Source organism: Blautia faecis (genome assembly GCF_020554845.1).
GTDB lineage: Bacteria > Bacillota > Clostridia > Lachnospirales > Lachnospiraceae > Blautia_A > Blautia_A faecis.
On sequence record NZ_JAJCIA010000002.1, the window covers coordinates 131,629 to 150,195 of the forward strand.

17 protein-coding genes and 1 pseudogene are annotated in these 18,567 nt (G+C 39.6%); 14 read left to right on the plus strand and 4 right to left on the minus strand.

Annotated elements, in window-relative coordinates; all coding sequences use genetic code 11:
- Window positions 1-63: 63 nt before the first annotated feature.
- The 3 genes from gap to tpiA all read left to right on the plus strand — a co-directional run bounded on the left by gap (window position 64) and on the right by tpiA (window position 3,361).
- Window positions 64-1,083 (plus strand): type I glyceraldehyde-3-phosphate dehydrogenase, encoded by a 1,020-nt coding sequence (gene gap, locus LIZ66_RS01755; protein WP_117851616.1) that lies wholly within the window; start codon window positions 64-66, stop codon window positions 1,081-1,083.
- Window positions 1,084-1,226: 143 nt separating this feature from the next.
- On the plus strand, window positions 1,227-2,420 hold the full coding sequence (locus LIZ66_RS01760; protein WP_148462506.1) for a phosphoglycerate kinase: 1,194 nt from the start codon (window positions 1,227-1,229) through the stop codon (window positions 2,418-2,420).
- Window positions 2,421-2,608: 188 nt separating this feature from the next.
- Window positions 2,609-3,361 (plus strand): triose-phosphate isomerase, encoded by a 753-nt coding sequence (gene tpiA, locus LIZ66_RS01765; RefSeq protein ID WP_118580952.1) that lies wholly within the window; start codon window positions 2,609-2,611, stop codon window positions 3,359-3,361.
- Between the two features lie 596 nt (window positions 3,362-3,957).
- Here tpiA and LIZ66_RS01770 read toward each other — a convergent pair.
- Window positions 3,958-4,407: an Rrf2 family transcriptional regulator gene (locus LIZ66_RS01770; RefSeq protein ID WP_148462504.1), complete on the minus strand. Its 450-nt coding sequence runs from the start codon at window positions 4,405-4,407 to the stop codon at window positions 3,958-3,960.
- Between the two features lie 228 nt (window positions 4,408-4,635).
- Between LIZ66_RS01770 and LIZ66_RS01775 the strand changes: the two genes are divergently transcribed.
- Window positions 4,636-4,968 carry a nitrous oxide-stimulated promoter family protein gene (locus tag LIZ66_RS01775; RefSeq protein WP_015542172.1) on the plus strand — a complete coding sequence of 111 codons (333 nt, stop codon included), beginning with the start codon at window positions 4,636-4,638 and terminating at the stop codon, window positions 4,966-4,968.
- Window positions 4,969-5,008: 40 nt separating this feature from the next.
- The gene (locus tag LIZ66_RS01780) at window positions 5,009-5,635 is read left to right on the plus strand and encodes a DUF3786 domain-containing protein (RefSeq protein WP_226837144.1); all 627 of its coding nucleotides are present in this window, start codon (window positions 5,009-5,011) and stop codon (window positions 5,633-5,635) included.
- Here LIZ66_RS01780 and LIZ66_RS01785 read toward each other — a convergent pair.
- Window positions 5,557-6,204 (minus strand): TetR/AcrR family transcriptional regulator, encoded by a 648-nt coding sequence (locus tag LIZ66_RS01785; RefSeq protein WP_015542174.1) that lies wholly within the window; start codon window positions 6,202-6,204, stop codon window positions 5,557-5,559. The genes LIZ66_RS01780 and LIZ66_RS01785 overlap by 79 nt on opposite strands.
- Window positions 6,205-6,372: 168 nt before the next feature.
- On the opposite strand from LIZ66_RS01785, the gene LIZ66_RS01790 reads away from it, so the two are divergent.
- The 5 genes from LIZ66_RS01790 (at window position 6,373) to LIZ66_RS01810 (ending at window position 12,126) form a co-directional block, all read left to right on the plus strand.
- Window positions 6,373-7,143: an ATP-binding protein gene (locus tag LIZ66_RS01790; protein ID WP_226837148.1), complete on the plus strand. Its 771-nt coding sequence runs from the start codon at window positions 6,373-6,375 to the stop codon at window positions 7,141-7,143.
- Between the two features lie 17 nt (window positions 7,144-7,160).
- A complete protein-coding gene (locus LIZ66_RS01795) occupies window positions 7,161-7,937 on the plus strand; it encodes an ATP-binding protein (RefSeq protein ID WP_227198822.1) in 777 nt (258 codons plus the stop codon).
- Between the two features lie 20 nt (window positions 7,938-7,957).
- Complete coding sequence (locus tag LIZ66_RS01800) at window positions 7,958-8,716, plus strand: ATP-binding protein (protein ID WP_226837152.1); 759 nt, start codon at window positions 7,958-7,960, stop codon at window positions 8,714-8,716.
- A 37-nt stretch (window positions 8,717-8,753) separates the two neighbouring features.
- Window positions 8,754-8,930 carry a TFIIB-type zinc ribbon-containing protein gene (locus LIZ66_RS01805; protein WP_226837154.1) on the plus strand — a complete coding sequence of 59 codons (177 nt, stop codon included), beginning with the start codon at window positions 8,754-8,756 and terminating at the stop codon, window positions 8,928-8,930.
- 334 nt (window positions 8,931-9,264) lie between these two features.
- Complete coding sequence (locus tag LIZ66_RS01810; RefSeq protein ID WP_226837156.1) at window positions 9,265-12,126, plus strand: glycoside hydrolase family 3 C-terminal domain-containing protein; 2,862 nt, start codon at window positions 9,265-9,267, stop codon at window positions 12,124-12,126.
- Between the two features lie 304 nt (window positions 12,127-12,430).
- Here LIZ66_RS01810 and LIZ66_RS01815 read toward each other — a convergent pair whose 3' ends face one another.
- Window positions 12,431-12,865 carry a Fur family transcriptional regulator gene (locus LIZ66_RS01815; protein ID WP_118580919.1) on the minus strand — a complete coding sequence of 145 codons (435 nt, stop codon included), beginning with the start codon at window positions 12,863-12,865 and terminating at the stop codon, window positions 12,431-12,433.
- Window positions 12,866-13,176: 311 nt separating this feature from the next.
- On the opposite strand from LIZ66_RS01815, the pseudogene LIZ66_RS19740 reads away from it, so the two are divergent.
- From LIZ66_RS19740 to LIZ66_RS01835, 4 genes and pseudogenes are all read left to right on the plus strand, one after another.
- Window positions 13,177-13,296, plus strand: a pseudogene (locus LIZ66_RS19740) (ABC transporter substrate-binding protein); the annotation flags it as partial.
- A 577-nt stretch (window positions 13,297-13,873) separates the two neighbouring features.
- Window positions 13,874-14,971 carry a YibE/F family protein gene (locus tag LIZ66_RS01825; protein WP_148462497.1) on the plus strand — a complete coding sequence of 366 codons (1,098 nt, stop codon included), beginning with the start codon at window positions 13,874-13,876 and terminating at the stop codon, window positions 14,969-14,971.
- A complete protein-coding gene (locus LIZ66_RS01830) occupies window positions 14,971-15,750 on the plus strand; it encodes a YibE/F family protein (RefSeq protein ID WP_173715631.1) in 780 nt (259 codons plus the stop codon). Before LIZ66_RS01825 ends, LIZ66_RS01830 begins: the two co-directional genes overlap by 1 nt.
- Before the next feature lie 352 nt (window positions 15,751-16,102).
- Window positions 16,103-17,911: a Na/Pi cotransporter family protein gene (locus tag LIZ66_RS01835; RefSeq protein ID WP_118580913.1), complete on the plus strand. Its 1,809-nt coding sequence runs from the start codon at window positions 16,103-16,105 to the stop codon at window positions 17,909-17,911.
- Between the two features lie 320 nt (window positions 17,912-18,231).
- Here the strand turns inward: LIZ66_RS01835 and LIZ66_RS01840 are convergent, their stop codons facing one another.
- Window positions 18,232-18,510, minus strand: a complete 279-nt coding sequence (locus LIZ66_RS01840; RefSeq protein WP_118580910.1) for a helix-turn-helix domain-containing protein — start codon at window positions 18,508-18,510, stop codon at window positions 18,232-18,234.
- Window positions 18,511-18,567 lie beyond the last annotated feature (57 nt).

The following is an 18,567-nucleotide window of genomic DNA, read 5'->3' on the forward strand; positions in this document are numbered from 1 at the left end:
TCTTTCACAAAGATTGAAGCACTCACATAATTTTTACCATTTAATTCATAGGAGGAATTTATCATGGCAGTAAAAGTTGCAATTAATGGTTTTGGACGTATTGGTCGTCTTGCATTCCGTCAGATGTTCGGTGCAGAAGGATTTGAAATCGTTGCTATCAACGACTTAACATCTCCTAAAATGCTCGCTCACTTATTAAAATATGACTCAACTCAGGGAAGATATGCTCTTGCAGATACAGTAGTAGCTGGAGAGGATTCCATCACAGTTGACGGAAAAGAAATCAAAATTTATGCAAAAGCTAACGCTGCTGAGCTTCCATGGGGAGAGATCGGTGTAGACGTAGTTCTTGAGTGTACTGGATTCTATACATCCAAAGACAAAGCTCAGGCTCATATCGATGCAGGTGCTAAACACGTTATCATTTCCGCTCCGGCTGGAAACGACCTTAAGACAATCGTTTACAATGTAAACCATGAGACTCTTACAAAAGAGGATCACATCATTTCCGCAGCTTCCTGTACAACAAACTGCTTAGCTCCAATGGCTAAAGCACTTAATGATCTTGCTGCAATCAAATCCGGTATCATGTGCACAATCCACGCTTACACAGGCGATCAGATGACACTTGACGGACCGCAGAGAAAAGGCGATCTGAGAAGATCCCGTGCAGCTGCAGTTAACATCGTTCCGAACAGCACAGGTGCTGCTAAAGCAATCGGTCTTGTTATCCCAGAACTGAACGGCAAACTGATCGGTTCCGCACAGCGTGTTCCAACCCCAACAGGTTCTACTACAATCCTTACAGCAGTTGTTGAAGGAAATGTAACTAAAGAGCAGATCAACGCAGCTATGAAAGCAGCTTCTAACGAGTCCTTCGGATACAACGAAGATGAGATCGTTTCCAGCGATATCGTTGGTATGAGATTTGGTTCTCTGTTCGATGCTACTCAGACAATGGTTCTTCCACTTGAGAATGGCACAACAGAGGTTCAGGTTGTTTCCTGGTATGATAATGAGAACTCCTACACAAGCCAGATGGTTCGTACAATCAAACACTTTGGCAAACTGCTTAACGCTTAATCAGAAGCAGAGTAGGGTTTTCGAATGCTGACAAGCCACGGCTTGACAGCATATGAATAAGACTCAGAGAAGGGTCCGGTCTGAATAGGACCGGACCCTTTTGTCTGTATAAAAAGTTAAATTTTATAAGGAGGCATAACAAGATGCTGAATAAGAAATCTGTTGATGACATCAACGTAAAAGGCAAAAGAGTCCTCGTAAGATGTGACTTCAATGTACCTCTGCAGGACGGTAAGATTACAGATGAGAACCGTCTGGTAGCAGCTCTTCCTACAATCAAGAAGCTTGTTGCAGATGGTGGAAAGATTATCCTTTGCTCTCACCTTGGAAAACCGAAAGGAGAGCCGAAACCGGAGCTTTCTCTTGCACCTGTTGCAAAACGTCTCACAGAACTTCTCGGACAGGAAGTGAAATTCGTTCCAAGCCCGGTTGTTGTAGATGACACTGTAAAAGCAGCAGTAGCTGACATGAAAGACGGCGAGATCATTCTTCTTGAGAACACTCGTTATCGTGCAGAAGAGACTAAGAACGGTGATGAATTCAGCAAGGAACTTGCTTCTCTTTGCGATGTATTTGTAAACGATGCATTTGGTACCGCTCATAGAGCACACTGCTCTAATGTTGGTGTTACCAAATATGTAGATACAGCTGTTGTTGGATATCTGATGCAGAAAGAAATCGATTTCCTCGGAAACGCTGTAAACAATCCTGACAGACCATTCGTAGCTATCCTTGGCGGCGCTAAGGTTTCCAGCAAGATTTCTGTTATCAACAACCTTCTTGACAAGGTAGATACTCTGATCATCGGTGGTGGAATGTCCTACACATTCTCCAAGGCTATGGGCGGACATATCGGAAAATCCCTTTGCGAGGATGATTATCTTCAGTATGCATTAGACATGATGAAGAAAGCAGAAGATAAAGGCGTTAAGCTTCTTCTTCCTGTAGATAACAGAATCGGAGATGACTTCTCCAACGACTGCAACATCCAGGTTGTAAAACGTGGCGAGATTCCGGATGGCTGGGAAGGAATGGACATCGGACCAGAGACAGAGAAACTTTTCGCTGACGCTGTAAAAGATGCCAAGACAGTTGTTTGGAACGGACCGATGGGCTGCTTCGAAATGCCGAACTTCGCTCGTGGTACGGAGGCTGTTGCTAAGGCTCTTGCTGATACAGATGCTACCACTATCATCGGTGGTGGTGATTCCGCAGCAGCTGTTAACATCCTCGGCTATGGTGACAAGATGACACACATCTCCACAGGTGGCGGTGCATCTCTTGAATTCCTGGAAGGAAAAGAGTTACCAGGTGTAGCAGCAGCTAACGATAAATAAATAGAGCACTTAATGAAAGCAAGCTGTAAGCGCAGCTTGAATTATGTGCGAATTTGGTTCGAAGGAACTTAATGAGAGCAAGCCAACGGCGCAGACCAGCTGATTTTCATATATGGTGATGTCGCCTGCCGGCGACATGTCCGTTTAGTGAATCGGACTTCCTTATTACACAAAAGGAGATATATAAAATGTCTAGAAAGAAAATTATTGCCGGAAACTGGAAAATGAACATGACTCCAAGTGAGGCAGTTAAATTAGTAGAAACTTTAAAACCATTAGTAGCAAACGATGACGTTGACGTAGTATTCTGCGTACCGGCTATCGATATTCTTCCTGTAGTTGAGGCTGCAAAAGGCTCCAATATCCAGGTAGGTGCTGAGAACATGTATTTCGAGGAGAAAGGTGCTTTCACAGGCGAGATTTCCCCGAACATGCTTACAGACGCTGGTGTTAAATACGTAGTTCTCGGACACTCTGAGAGAAGAGAGTACTTCGCTGAGACAAGCGAAACTGTAAACAAAAAAATGCTTAAAGCATTTGAGCACGGAATCACTCCAATTATGTGCTGTGGAGAGACTCTTGATCAGAGAGAGCAGGGCGTAACTATGGACTTCATCCGTCAGCAGGTTAAAGTTGGTTTCCAGAACGTTACAGCTGATCAGGCTAAAACAGCCGTTATCGCTTACGAGCCAATCTGGGCTATCGGAACTGGCAAAACAGCTACAACTGAGCAGGCTCAGGAAGTATGCGCAGGAATCCGTGCTTGCATCGCTGAGATCTATGATGAGGCCACTGCAGCAGCAATCCGCATCCAGTACGGCGGATCTGTAAACGCTAAGACAGCTCCGGAATTATTTGCTCAGGCAGACATCGACGGCGGTCTTGTAGGCGGTGCATCCCTGAAACCAGAGTTCGGCGATATCGTAAACTATAACAAATAATAAAATAATAGCTATTTTTTAGCTAATGTGTCCAAGCGAGAAGTAATTAAACGCCCCTAAACACAAGGATGATTGGTAAATATTACCAATTGAATTGTGGGTAGGGGCGTTTTATAATTTACCTACTATCACCTTTTGGTATCACTTTTGGAAGGAAAAATCACTGTCATTCAAATAAGCAGAAATAATGAAATTAGGTATCGTTATTACGAGGCCGATTTCATAAATGTCCAGATAAGTTGTTAAATGCCTTTAAATGCTGATAGCTAGAGCATTTAGCGGATTTCCGACTTGGATAAAACTCTATATAAATTCATGTGATTTTTTGAAAAATGGCCCACTTTGTGGCCTACTAACTTTTGATCGAAGTCCTAATATGGTAAGAAGAAGCGCCTGTAGGAACGCTTCTTTTTTTCTGTACAGGAAAGACCGCCTGTGGTGCGCTGCTGAATTTAAAAATGCCCGCACGGAGGCGGGCATGATAACAAGAAAATCCCTGGATTAGAAAATATAAAATTTTACTCGCCAAATCGTTATCAGATTCTTCATCATTTAGAAGATAATCCATATCTGGAAGTCCATTCTCGTTTCTCCTGCTATATAATATTTTGTAAATCATTTTGCATGGATGTTCGCTGATAATAAGTATTTATGATATCCTGTAAAGTAATTGTATTCATCTTTTCTTCAGTGTTTTTTTGAATTTCATTATAGAATCCCTGCAAGGACAACTGAATATTAATGCCAACGCCACAATCAGGGTTGGTATGAGTATCTAAATGAAGTAGCGGTTTCTCGCCCTCCACTGCTTTATAAATATCCAGCAACGTAATCTGGTCTGCTGGTTTTGAAAGAGAAGGACGGGCATGTCCGGCTACACTGGTCATAAGTTCGGCCTTTTTTAGTTTTAACATGAGCTGGCGTACAAAGCCGGGATTTGTATGGATACTTTCTGCAATTGAGGCACTGGAGAGTGAGTTTTCCTGGTTGATAGCAATCAGAACCATTACATGGACAGTATCGCTTAATTTCGTTGAGTATTTCATGATAAGAAACTCCTTGTAGTATGATATAATGATTTTGGTTTCACGTTTTTGAGGCGAAAATATTTCTGGTTTGTCAAAAACATCCCAAGTTCTCAACAGCTCTTTTAATGTGTTGAGAAACTGTACATATTTTTTTATTTTGATGATTGTAAATAATATAATTACAACTATAATGAAATTTAAAGGAAAAGTCAACATAGTAATAAAACTTACGGAGGATTGTATAATATGCTGATTGTGGACAAATTAAAAGGAAATTTATATACCAGAATCAAAAAACATATGACTAAAAAAATGTATCACCTTTATTATCGTGAAAACAGGGAAGCTTCACAGTCTAAAGAAGAATATGAAGCAAATTTATTAAGAGCATACCGACATTTAGATGCATGCAGATTCAAAAATAAGGGATGGCCATGTCCAACATGCCCAAGTTGCTGTTTTTGTGGAAAAGATTATGAAACTATGACTGAGGTAATGGATTTTGCCCGGGAATGGATGAAAGAGAATCCGGACAAAGCCAGATTTATGAAACCACCCAAATTCTTGCATAAACATTGATTATTATATGATGCGATAAAATGTTCGCAAAGGGGAAGTTATGGAATACAAAAATCAAACAGAAAATCGTGCATTTCAGGAAATGTTGCAGGCAGCAGTAAAACGGCTGCAAAATCGCTCCGGAGAGGATCTTGCTGCAAAAAGTGGGGCTGTTTTTCAAAGCAGCCGAAATGTGCTTGAAGTACAGAGCTTTTACGAAAAGATTGAAATTCAACTCCCTGAGTTTCGTATTAACTCAGACATGGACGAATGGCATTATCTGACATTGCTGCATTATCTGGATATGGCCGATGGAACAGAAGGTTCACAGAAGCTCATTACTTTTGGTAACCTGAAAGATGGATTGATTCGAGGAACCAAGTTTGACCGGACCGCAGAGCAGAAACTGGAAAAGCTTTTGCAGGATAAAGATCCTGAGAAAATTCAGAAAGCATGTAAAAACCTGGGTGCAGAATTTACAGAGACAACGGCGGATTTGTGTGTTGTTTTTCCAGTTCTGCCAAGATATCCGGTAACTTTAAAAATATGGTTTGCAGATGAAGAATTTCCTGTATCTGGCAAAATATTTCTTCAGGATCATGCCGATCATTATCTAAGTGTAGAAGATGCGGTAACAGTTGGAGAAATTTTGCTGCAAAAATTATCGGAAGCCTTTTCTTCTCTCTGATCATGAATCAGAAAACTTTCCAGCCCGGCTTTGATAAATTTGTCGATTACTGTCTGAATCTGTTTCCAGTCATTACAGTGATTGCGGAGCATCAGTCTGTTGATGGAAAGGCAGCCATTCATTTGAAAATAAAAAACCGATTCTGCCTGTTCAAAGGTCAGGAGGCTGTGTGACATAAGCCAGGTCACATAGCCTTCTTTTGTATTTTCTGCTATTTTTTCCAGAAGAATAGGGGCAATTGCATCATCCAGAAACAGTGCCCTGTATTGTGATTCCATCTGTATTTTCTGACAGAACGGATAGGAACAGCTTTTTTGATTTAGACAGAATAAATGATCTACCGTTGTTAACATATCCTGAGTCATATCATTAAAAATATCTGATAATACATCATGGATATCGTAGTAATGAAGATAAAAAGTGCCACGGTTGATTTCAGCATTTTTGCAGATCTCTGTAACTGTAATTTTCGTAAAACTTTTCTGCTTTAACAATTCTAAGAACGTATCTTTTATGGTTTGCCTGGTATAGCGGGTACGGCGATCTTGTTTTCTCGTTTTTTCTGACATTATATACTCCTGTATTAGTTAGTATCATATAATTTCTCAACAATTTTTCTGATGTGTTGAGTAACCATACAAATCTCACAGACTGATTATTGTAATTTATATAGTAACAACTATAATGAGGTTTAAAGAAAAAGTCAACAGATTGTTCAGAATTTTAGGAGGAAAAACATGGGACATGTAATTGCAGTATCAGGAAAAGGTGGCGTAGGAAAAACAACTCTTTGTGGATTGTTGATCCAGTATTTATGTGAAAGCGGAAAACGTCCGGTCCTGGCGGTGGATGCAGATGCAAACGCAAATTTGAACGAAGTGCTCGGTGTTGAGCCGGAGATCACACTTGGAGAGCTGAGAGAAGAAATTGAGCGGGCAGGCGTAGACCCACGATATCAGATTCCCTCCGGTATGACAAAACAGGCATATCTGGAAATGCGTCTTTCTGATGCGATTGCAGAAGAAGACGATTATGATTTGATGGTAATGGGACGAACCCAGGGACAGGGCTGCTATTGTTTTGTAAATGGTCTTGTGCAGACCCAGGTTCAGAAACTGCAAAGCCATTATCCATATATTGTGGTTGATAACGAAGCAGGTATGGAACATATCAGCAGAGGAATCCTGCCAATGATGGAAGTTGCGATTCTTGTAAGTGACTGTTCCAGAAGAGGTGTTCAGGCAGCCGGACGTATTGCAAAGCTGATGAAGGAATTAAACTTTAAACCACAGAAAACCGGATTAATCGTGAATCGTGTTCCAGATGGAAAACTGGATGCCGGAACTCTGGAAGAAATCCGAAATCAGGGACTGGAACTGTTAGGGGTTGTACCACATGATGACCAGGTATATCAGTATGACTGTGATGGAAAGCCGATCATACAGCTTCCGAAAGATTCTCCTGTAAGAAGTGCACTGGAAGGAATTGTAAAGAAGTTGGGATTGTGAGTTGGAGGATTGAAAGTATGAAGATTACAGTATGTGGCAAAGGTGGCTGTGGAAAAAGTACAGTATCAGCGCTGCTTGCCAAAGAATTTGAACGAATGGGAAAGACTGTTCTTGTAGCTGATTCTGATGAATCAAATTATGGACTGCATCGCCAACTTGGTGTAAAGCTTCCAAGGGATTTTACAGAGTATTTTGGTGGTAAGGAGAAAGCTTTTAAAACAATGATGGCAGGAGAGATTCTTGATACTGTGAAGTTGTCTGCATTTGCAAAAAAGTTCTATTCGGAACCATTTACATTGAATGAGATACCCGAAGAATATATTTCACGAAACAATGGCGTGATGCTTATTTCCAGTGGAAAAATACGTCAGTCAAATGAAGGCTGTGCCTGCACAATGAATAGTATTTTAAAGCAATTTATCAAACATCTGACGGTAGGAGAAAATGAAGTTGTATTGTTGGATATGGAAGCTGGCGTAGAGCATTTTGGACGTGGTGTAGATAACAGTGTGGATTTAATCTTAATGATCGTAGATCCTTCTTTTGAATCATTGAAATTGACGAAAAAAATCCAACAGCTAGGGGACAGCATTGGGAAAACTGTATTTTTTGTGTTAAATAAAGTAAATGAATTGGTTTTGCCAACAATGTTGGAGTCTATTGACGATCAGAGTAAGGTGTTGGCAGTTATTTCAACAGATACAGAAATCGCAAGAAAGGGATTGGTTGGAGATGAACTAATGATGGAAATTCCGGAAATTCATATGCTTGCAAGGAAAATTTTGAAGCAATAAATGAGAGGAAGTAATAAGAAATGAAAATAGCCGTAACAGGAAAAGGTGGTGTAGGAAAGACCACAATCGCTGCAACTCTTGCAAGATTATATGCAGATGAAGGAAAAACAGTGTATGCAGCGGATGCAGATCCGGATGCGAATCTGGGACTGGCACTAGGTTTTTCAGAGGAAGAACTGGCAGAGATTATACCAGTCAGCAAAATGAGAAAGCTGGTGGAAGAACGGACCGGAGCGGATAAAAGCAATACATTTTACAAAATCAATCCAAAAGTTGACGATATTCCGGAGAGATATTCGAAATTTCGTAATGGTGTCAGATTATTGATTCTTGGAACAGTAGAAACAGCCGGAAGCGGCTGTGTCTGCCCGGAAAATGTAATGCTTAAACGGATCATCAACAATCTTATTCTGCACAGAGAGGATGTTGTGCTGCTGGATATGGAAGCAGGTTTGGAACATCTTGGAAGAGGGACAACAGAAGGCATGGATCAGTTTATCGTTGTGATAGAGCCAGGAGCCAGAAGTGTTCAGACTTATAGAAACGTAAAGCGTCTGGCAGAAGAACTGGGGGTAAAGAAAGTAAGAGTTGTTGCAAATAAAATCAGGGATGAAAGTGATGAAGCATTTGTGAAAGACAGAATACCGGAAAGTGATTTGCTGGGATTTGTTCATTATAATCCGGAAATTATGAATGCAGACAGAGAGGGAGTTTCTCCTTATGATTTCAGCCAGACAGCAGTAGATGAGATAAAAAAAATAAAAGAAAAATTAGGTTAAGAAAATAATAGAATATATACAGGAAAAAGGTGAAAAAATGGGATTTTTTTCAGGATGTATGGATGCCAGAAGCATGACTTCAATTAAAGAAGTTAAATGTCCGAAATGTAGTGCAGATATAGAAGTATTTGTGAGAGATGGAAAAACAGTTGGCGAAAGTGTATGCGATAACTGCGGATATATGATAAAAGAAAACCAGATTACACAGCTGTAATTTGTAATATTACATCCACTTAACGCAAGAAAGAAGCAGTGATATACTGAAATAAAAGTTATTTATAAAATAATAATAAAAATCTGGAACAATATTGTGTGATTGAACAGTTGCAAAGAATGCAATTGTGGAAGATGAAGAAATTTACGTAAAACAATTAACAGAGTATATCCGGAAATATCAAACGGAAAGGGGAAGATCAATAAAGGTTACGGTATTTGGTATTTGCTGCATCTCGTGCCAAAAACGGTACGAAATAATAACCATGTTATAGTAATGACAACAGGAAATGATACTTTAAAAGGACGAGAGAGTCAAAGGAGGGAAAAAGAGAATGATCAGTGTTGAAATGGAAGATGTTCTGGCGGTATTACAATTATGCAAACCGTATATTATCGGTATTGCTGCCGCACTTGTAATTGGAATCGTAATTATGATCGCATGCCGCAGGATGTCCAGGGACAAAAGATTTCTGATAAGAGGAGAAGCTGTGATCGCAATGGTTCTTGCTGTTGTTGTCTGCGTGAATATGATCTGTTTTGGACCAATGGCTACATTGATTGGACTTGCAACGGGAAATGGAACTTTAAGCGATGAAACAAATGAAGAAGCTGCGGAAGTGGCAGAAGAAATTATGGAAGACGGAATTGTTCTTCTGAAGAATGAAAGCTTGCTTCCTTTAAATGAAACAAAAAAACTGAATATTTTTGGCTGGGAATCTATTAATCCGGCTTACGGAGGAGCTGGTTCCGGTGGAATTAATGATCTGTATGATATTGTCAGTCTGAATCAGGGACTTGAAAATGCCGGATTTTCTATTAACCAGAAACTGGTTGATTTTTATAACAATTATGGTGCAGATGATCCGGAAATGTCTATCCAGAAACAGAGCTGGACATTACCTGAGCCACCTGTAGATACTTACAGTGATGAGCTTATTAAAAGTGCGAAAGAGTATTCTGATGTGGCAGTTGTGGTTCTTTCCAGAAAAGCAGGTGAAGGTCATAATGATATTCCTATGGACGTAAAAAAAGCAGCATATGATAATAATTCAGATGAATATGATGATTTTCCTGAGGGAGAGCATTATTTACAGCTTTCACAAACTGAGAGAGATATGGTGGATATGGTTTGCTCAAACTTTGATAATGTGATTGTAATTTATAATGGAGCAAATCAGTTTGAACTTGGTTTCGCAGATGAATATCCTCAGATTAAATCTGTTGTATGGTGCCCCGGAACGGGAAATGTGGGATTTAATGCACTTGGTAAAGTATTTTCAGGTGAAGTCAATCCTTCCGGAAAAACACCGGATACATTCATTTATGATATGACGACTGCTCCGTGGTGGGATAATGCAGAAAAAACAGAGTATACAAATCTGGCAGATATGGCCGTTGAAGGAATGAACGCAGGAACCGCGCAGGTGTATGCTCCGGCATTTACCAATTATGTGGAAGGCATTTATGTAGGATACAAGTACTATGAAACAGCTGCCCAGGAAGGTGCGATTGATTACGATAAGACTGTACAGTATCCATTTGGATATGGTCTGAGTTACACAGAATTTGAACAGAAAATGGGTGAACTGGAGGAAAAAGACGGACAGATTTCTGTAGATGTGGAAGTAACCAACACTGGAGATGTTGCCGGAAAAGATGTAGTAGAAGTGTATTATAATCCGCCATATACAAATGGCGGAATTGAGAAATCTTCTGCAAATCTGATCGAGTTTGCAAAAACAGATCTGCTTCAGCCGGGAAAATCTCAGATTGTTACAGTTACATTTAGTATAGAAGATATGGCCTCTTATGATGAGAATAATGCAAAAGCGTATGTTCTTGAAAAAGGTGACTATGTAATCTCTATTAACAGCGATTCACATACTGTGCTGGATCAGAAAACTTATACCGCAGATGCTGATGTAGTATATAAGGGAGAAAATAAAAGAGCATCAGATGATACTGCTGCTGGAAATGTATTTGAAGATGCAAAAGGAGATATAACATATCTGTCACGTGCAGATCATTTTGCAAATTATGAAGAGGCTACAGCAGCACCGGCATCTGCAGAACTGAGTGAGCCATATGTTTCTGAATATCATCTGAACAGTAACTTTGATAAGACTACATACCTTAATGATGAGGATGTAATGCCGACAACGGGAGCAGATAACGGACTTACATTAGAGGATATGCGAGATGCTGATTATGACGACCCTCGTTGGGAAAAACTTCTGGATCAGCTTTCTGTTGATGAAATGGCAAATATGATTGCAATGGCTGGTTATCAGACAGCAGCCATGGATTCTGTGGGAAAAGTGGCTACACTTGATTTCGATGGACCGGCAGCAATTAATAACAACTTTACAGGGGTTGGTTCTATTGGATTTCCGATTGAAGTTGTGATTGCTTCCACATGGAATAAGGAACTTGCACAAACCTGGGGTGAATGCATGGGCAAGATCAGTCAGGAAATGGGTGCAGAGGGCTGGTATGCACCAGGTATGAATACTCATAGAACCGCATTTGGAGCAAGAAACTATGAATACTTTTCAGAAGATGGAGTTCTTGCAGGAAATATGGGAGCAAAAGCAGTAGAAGGAGCAAGAAAATACGGAGTTTATTCTTACATTAAACATTTTGCTATGTATGAAGGTAATGCCAAAATGGTAAGTGTCTGGTCGAATGAGCAGGCAATCCGGGAAATTTATCTGAAACCATTCGAGATTTCTGTAAAACAAGGTGGAGCAAATGCGGTTATGGTTTCCTGGAGTTTCCTTGGAGATAAATGGACTGGAGAATGCAGTAACCTTATGAATACAGTTCTCAGAGATGAATGGGGATTCAGGGGAATGGCGCTTACAGACTTCTTCCGAAACAATGGTCATGGATTTATGAATGCAGATGCAGCTTTGGCGAATGGAGTAGATGTAATGTTGTCTACATTCAATGGAGAAGAGAACAATGTAGCCAATCCAGAGCATCCAACATCTGTACTTCAGATGAGAAATGCCTGCAAAAATGTCATGTATACAGTTGTAAGCAGTTGGGCTTATGATGGAGAACACGAAGAAACAGGTATGGAAAACTGGAAAAAAGCAGGAATTGGTATCGACACTGTAATAGCCCTTTTCATGGCAGGAATGGAAGTACTGGTAATTAGAGGATATAAGAAAAGAAAGAATGCTGAATAAGGATGAAAGTGGGATGGAAAACAATTATGAAACAGTAAAAATTGGTTGAAAAGATGACAATAGAAGAAAAGGCAGCAATCCTCAGTGGAAAAACTGTCTGACAGACCAGAGAAATTGACAGGTTTTCCATCTCGTGTTGTGCTGCTGAAACAAAGGAAAATGGCCGTCTGATTATGAGTGCTGAGGATGTATGGAATGTTTCGCTGACAGCACCAGAGGCGAATATTCTCTTGTGTGCCATTTTTTCTGTGAAAAAGAAGGTTTTCCTATGTGCAGAACCGGCAATACACTCAGGAAAAGACAGTCAGCTCTGTGGAGAAGAAATTTTTTTGTTTTCACAGTCCTGACAGATGCCATGAAGCATATCTCCGCTGCAATGCAGCCGGAAGCCATGATCTTTATACAAATGCTCTTTAAATTCATCCATAAAGTCACAGTCAAGATGCACAACCTTGCCACATCTGATGCATTTCAGATGTAGGTGTTCTGTGCATTTTTTTTCTTCTCCTGCAAACTGAAACACAGCTTTATCACTGTTCAGATCCGGATATTTGATTACAATATGCTCGGCGCAAAGCTTGTCAAGATATCGGTATACAGTTGTTGTGTTTACCTTAATTCCTTCAGTTTTTAAATATTTTTCAATATCAGCCACACTGACAGTGACAGCCTTCTGGGACTTCAAATACTCCAGAATAATCTGTCGTGTTTTTGTAGTATAGGGTTTTCGCTCAGCCATTTTCTTTATTCCTTTCATATGTGCTTTTTTCTATTGTATCTTTTTATTTCGCCTAAGTCAATTATGCTCCAGAAATGCAAATAATTTGCAAATATTATTGACGGCCGGTATTCTATGCGTTATTTTAATAAACGCAAATGGTTTGCGCTTATTTTAAGCGGATGAGATAATATGCTTTTGAAATTTTATTTTCAGGCACATCAGGTTTGTGCAGAAAGGATTTTATTATGAGAAAAAAATTATTAACTAGAACAGCACTTGCAGCTACAATAGCACTTGGCATTGGTTCTTTTAATCTGGCATATGCAGCAGAAACTGAGGATACTTCTTCTGGAAAAAAAATAAATGTTATGGCAAGCTTTTATCCTATGTATGATTTTGCAACAAAGGTTGGAGGGGATAAGATTGAGGTTACCAATATGGTACCTGCCTTCTGATTTGACGCAGGATGCATGGATAAATGTAACAGGTACATATCACTATGACAAACATAAAGGGATGGAAATTACTGTCACTGATATAGAAGACGCAGAGCCGTCAGAAGAGGAATATGTTTATCCTATTTATTAAACAGAGTTAGCTTGATTCAAGAAAACTATTTATAAGGTATATATTTTGCTCCATCAGAATGTTTGAAACAGAGCTTTGGGGCCTTTTATCTATCATTTATTAACTCCGGAAATAGAAAATAATTTTGTGTAAATGCAAACTATTTGTATTATAGATGCTGGCGCGGGACAGAAAAAAATGCCGTTACTGTTCACTCCGTTCACAGTAACGCGCTTCGCGATGCACAGAAATCATGCTTTGCATGATTTCGCGCCGCAACTCTCGGGTTTTCTGTGAACTTTGTTCACAAAAAACATCTCGCGGAACGTTACCAGTGAACAGTATCAAAATGCCAACAATATTTGCAAATAATCTGCAATTTACATTGACCAACATCGAATAAAAGCGTACAATGCGATATTGGCAGAAATATTAATCTGGAAGGAGAAAATAAATTCAATGAAATTTTGTCTATCTCATAAAAAATATCTTTTAGCTGGCATTTATATTATCTGTGTTATATTTACCTGTTTTAATGCCAGATTCTATCACACTCCTCTGGCAAAAATATGTTCTGTATCAGAAATGGAAACCATGAGCAGAGAAGGAACCAGAGGTGCAGAAGAACACTATTATACTCAGAAAATTACAGCCCGGATATTGAACGGTGCATATAAAGGTAAAGAAATTACACTTTCTAACGAATACACTTCTTCACAGGTTCAGACGCAGAAATACCATAAAGGAGATACGGTACTTCTGAATGGGTCAAAAGACAGACCTGGAAAAACTATACGTTCTGTAAAACGTGACATCTATCTGGTCGTACTGGTGGGTGGTCTGATTATTCTTCTGATCTATATTACGAGAAAACAGGGGGGTTATACGATCGTATCAGTGATACTGAATACATTGATTTTTGCGTACGGATTTCAACTGTTGGGAGATGGAAAGAATATTCTGAGAATATGTAATGTAATTGCACTTCTTTTTTCGTTGACTACATTGATCTGTCTGAATGGAATTCACAGGAAAACATGGGCTGCTGTTCTTTCGACTTTATGTGTTCTTTTCCTGATTATGATGCTGTTTGATTTTTCTATTCACAGGTATGGAGATTTAGATTATTCTAATCTGGAATACCTTGGAAGCATGAGTAATTCAGCCGACATATTCTGGACAGATATTATGCTGACAGGGCTTGGAGCGATTATGGATGTAACAGTCACTATAAGTGCAGCAACTGGTGAAATTGTTCGCAAAAATCCATCAGTTTCTATAAGAAAGCTGATACATTCGGGAAGGGAAATCGGATATGATATTATGGGAACCATGATAAATGTACTGCTATTTGTTCTTGTAAGTGGCATGATTCCAATGTTTATTCTTAAAATGAATAATGAGATCAGATTTATAACGCTTGTCAGATATCACATTCCATATGATATCTGTCGCTTTCTGATAGAAAGTATTGGAATAGTGTTGGCAATACCAGTATCTGTTTTAATTGCTTCGATTATTATGAAAATACCATCACTGAAAAGGAGTGGAAAATAATGATTCTTTTTCTTACATTAGTGCTGCTTTTTTTGATGATTACAATTGGAGGAGAACGTGGAGCTGTTTCAATCATGGCACTGGCAGGTAATATTATTATTCTGTTTTTTTCGGTTATATTGATGTCAGCTGGTTTTCCCGCACTGCTTCTGATACTGGCGGCAGGAGCAGGTGTCTGTTATAATTCTCTGTTTTATCAGAATGGAAATAATGTCAAAACGCGAGCTGCCTTTCTGGCTACACTGTTTGTAATGCTGATTCTGTTTATTCCGATTTTTGCTATTACGTGGAGAACAGGAAGTTATGGCTTAAATGAACTTCAGATTTCAGAAGAGGATTTTATGTACTATTACAACACAGATATCAGTATTAATATGCTTCATGTGGCTGTTTTTGTAAGTGTTTTCAGCACTCTGGGAGCTGTCATTGATACTGCACTGTCTGTGACGTCATCTGTGTATGAAGTCTGGACTCATAAAAACAGTCTGGTAGAGAAAGAACTTACTTCAACAGGGTATCAGGTGGGAAAAGAAATTATAGGCACAACAGTAAACACGTTGCTTTTTGCATATCTTGGAGGGAGTATTTTATTGTTTTCCTATGTGCAGACACAAAAATATAGTCTGGAAATCATTCTCAATTCCAGATTCCTCTTTCAGGATGTTGCGATTATGCTATTTGGTGCTATTGCCTGTCTTGTTGCAGTTCCAGTATCAATTAAATGCATTATCTGGCAGATCAGATATATTAATCCAGATAAAAAGCAATTAAACGCTTAAATTATATGGTAATCAGAAGATGGGAATTTTATATATAGTGATGTCACTGATAAGAGAGATGCCGGTTGTGTGTAAGATTCTTGCATAATGGTATCTACTTATCGTCAGTAAGCTGAATAGAAATAAAAATTACCATATATTTCGTCAGATTATACAGAAAAATGGAAATTTTGAACCGCAAAAAATTACAATTTGAAATTAATCAAATATTGTAATCAGCCTATGATTATGGCATAATGATTAAGGATATGTAAAAATTGAGAAAAATCCACGTTAACAAAAGAAAATACTTTGAAAAGAAAGGTCGCCTCTGCAGAATTGGCAGAGGGAAACGACAACAGAGGATTAGAACATGGCAATTTTTTCAATGGTTTTATCTTTGCTGTGCGGAGTATCATTTTTCCTTTTTGGAATGTCGCTGATGGGAGACGGACTGAAATCCGTTGCTGGTAATAAGCTGGAAGCATTCCTTTACAAAATGACCAATACCCCGCTGAAGGGAGTAGCACTTGGAACAGGTGTTACCAGTGTAATCCAGTCATCATCCGCCACTACCGTTATGGTAATCGGTTTTGTAAACTCCGGTATGATGAAGCTGAAACAGGCAATTGGTATTATCATGGGCGCAAATATCGGAACCAGTATTACAGGATGGATTCTGTGTCTGTCTTATATCCAGGGCTCCGGTGGAATTGCAAGTATTCTTTCTACAGCCACTATTTCAGCAGTAGTTGCTGTAATCGGTATCATGCTTCGTATGGTCTGTAAGAGATCTGTATACCGAAATATTGGAAACATTATGCTGGGTTTTGCCATTTTGATGAATGGTATGCAGATGATGAGTGGAGCAGTTTCTCCTCTTCGTGAAAGTCCTGTATTCATTGATATGCTGACAATGTTTTCCAACCCAATTGCAGGTATCCTGGTAGGTATTGCATTTACCGCAGTGCTTCAGAGTGCATCTGCAACAGTTGGTGTGCTGCAGGCTCTTTCCGTAACCGGAATCCTCACCTTTGCAAGTGCATTTCCAATTGTTCTTGGTATCGGTGTTGGTGCTGCATGTCCGGTACTGATCTCTGCAGTTGGAGCGAATAAGAACGGTAAGAGAACAGCTCTTGTATATTTGCTGAATGACTTATTCGGTCTGATCTTGTGGTCCATTGTATTCTATACCTTGAATGCGTTCATTCATTTTGGATTTTTGGATATGATCATGACTCCGGTATCCATCGCATTTTTGAACACCATTTTCCGTGTGGCTACCGTTGTGGTGCTTTTCCCGTTTATTTCCAAGCTGGAGAAACTGGTTTGCTATCTGGTTAAGGACAGCGCAGAGGAGCTGGAGGACGAGGCAGACTTCGATCTTCTGGAAGAGCGTCTGTTAAATTATCCTGCACTTGCAATCGGACAGTGTCATCGTGCTATGAATGGTATGGCCAAGAAGCTTCGTAAGAATGTAAACAGAGCTATGAACCTTCTGAATGATTATCAGCAGGATAAATATGACAAGGTACAGCGTAAGGAAGACCTGATCGACAAATATGAGAGCCGTCTTGGAGAGTATCTGATCCAGCTCACCAAACGTGAGATGAACACCGCCCAGACGCGCCAGACCTCCCTTTATCTGCACACTATCAATGACTTTGAGAGAATTGGCGATCACGCTTCCTACATCGCACATATGTCCAACGAAATGCATGACAACCACACGAATTTCTCTCAGACAGCATGGGATGAGCTGAATGTAGTTATGGATGCAGTCCGTGAGGAAATCAATGTGACCTGCAATGCATTTATGAACGATGACAGAGAAGCCGCACAGCGTGTTGCACCACTTGGCGTGGTAATCACCAGACTTTGTGATGAACTGAAGATGCGCCATGCAGAGCGCCTCAGCCAGGGCAAATGCGGACTGGAAGAGGGAACTGTGTTCAGCGATATTCTGAACAGCTTTGGACGTATTGCTTCCCACTGTGCAAGTGCTATGACAGCACTTATGAAAAGTGGGGAAGAGACAACCGATATCCACATTCACAACTCCAGAATTTATCCTACAGACAGTCTGGAATATTACACTTATTTTAAGGAATACAGACAGAAGTATGATATTGGCACAGAAGTGGAGCATAAGCTGAGTATGGAGCCGGAAGAGGTTGAATAAATAATTTTTAAGATAAAAACACCGTCAGATGAAAATTCGCAGATAAAATGCGAAAGTCACCTGGCGGTGTTTTTTATGCAGCAGGGTTCTTTATGGAAAAATTAATACCCTGGATTAATTAAAAAACAATATGAAAAAAGAACAAAATGCTCTAAAAATAATTCCAAACTCTCTCCACTCAGCCGAAACAAAGAATTAGGCATCCGTGCAAAAAAATAAAAATGTAAGTATTTTTATTCTTTTTCAAAAAAACGTGTTTATCAGAGCTGAGACACGTATAGTTTATGTATGGTTTATACTGTGGGAGTCTGAAGCACCAGTTATTTCGATGGAGTGTGAACAGGATGTGATGCGGCTGCCTCTTTTTGGGCTGTTTTCGCATCCTCAATGATATCAGGGTTATTGGGTACGTATTCTACTATATCATCCAGATCACAGTTAAGAACAGTGCATATTCGGTCTAATGAAAAGATTTCTACATTTTCATTGTCCCGAAGTCTGCGCAATAACCTTTTTTCGATTCCACACTCATTAATGAGATAGTACTGTGAAATATGGCGTTTTTTCAATGTCTCCCAGAATCTGTCGTATTTTATCATCACTCAAATTCCTGTCCATTTTGTTCTTGCCATATCTCTATTATGGGTTTAAAATGA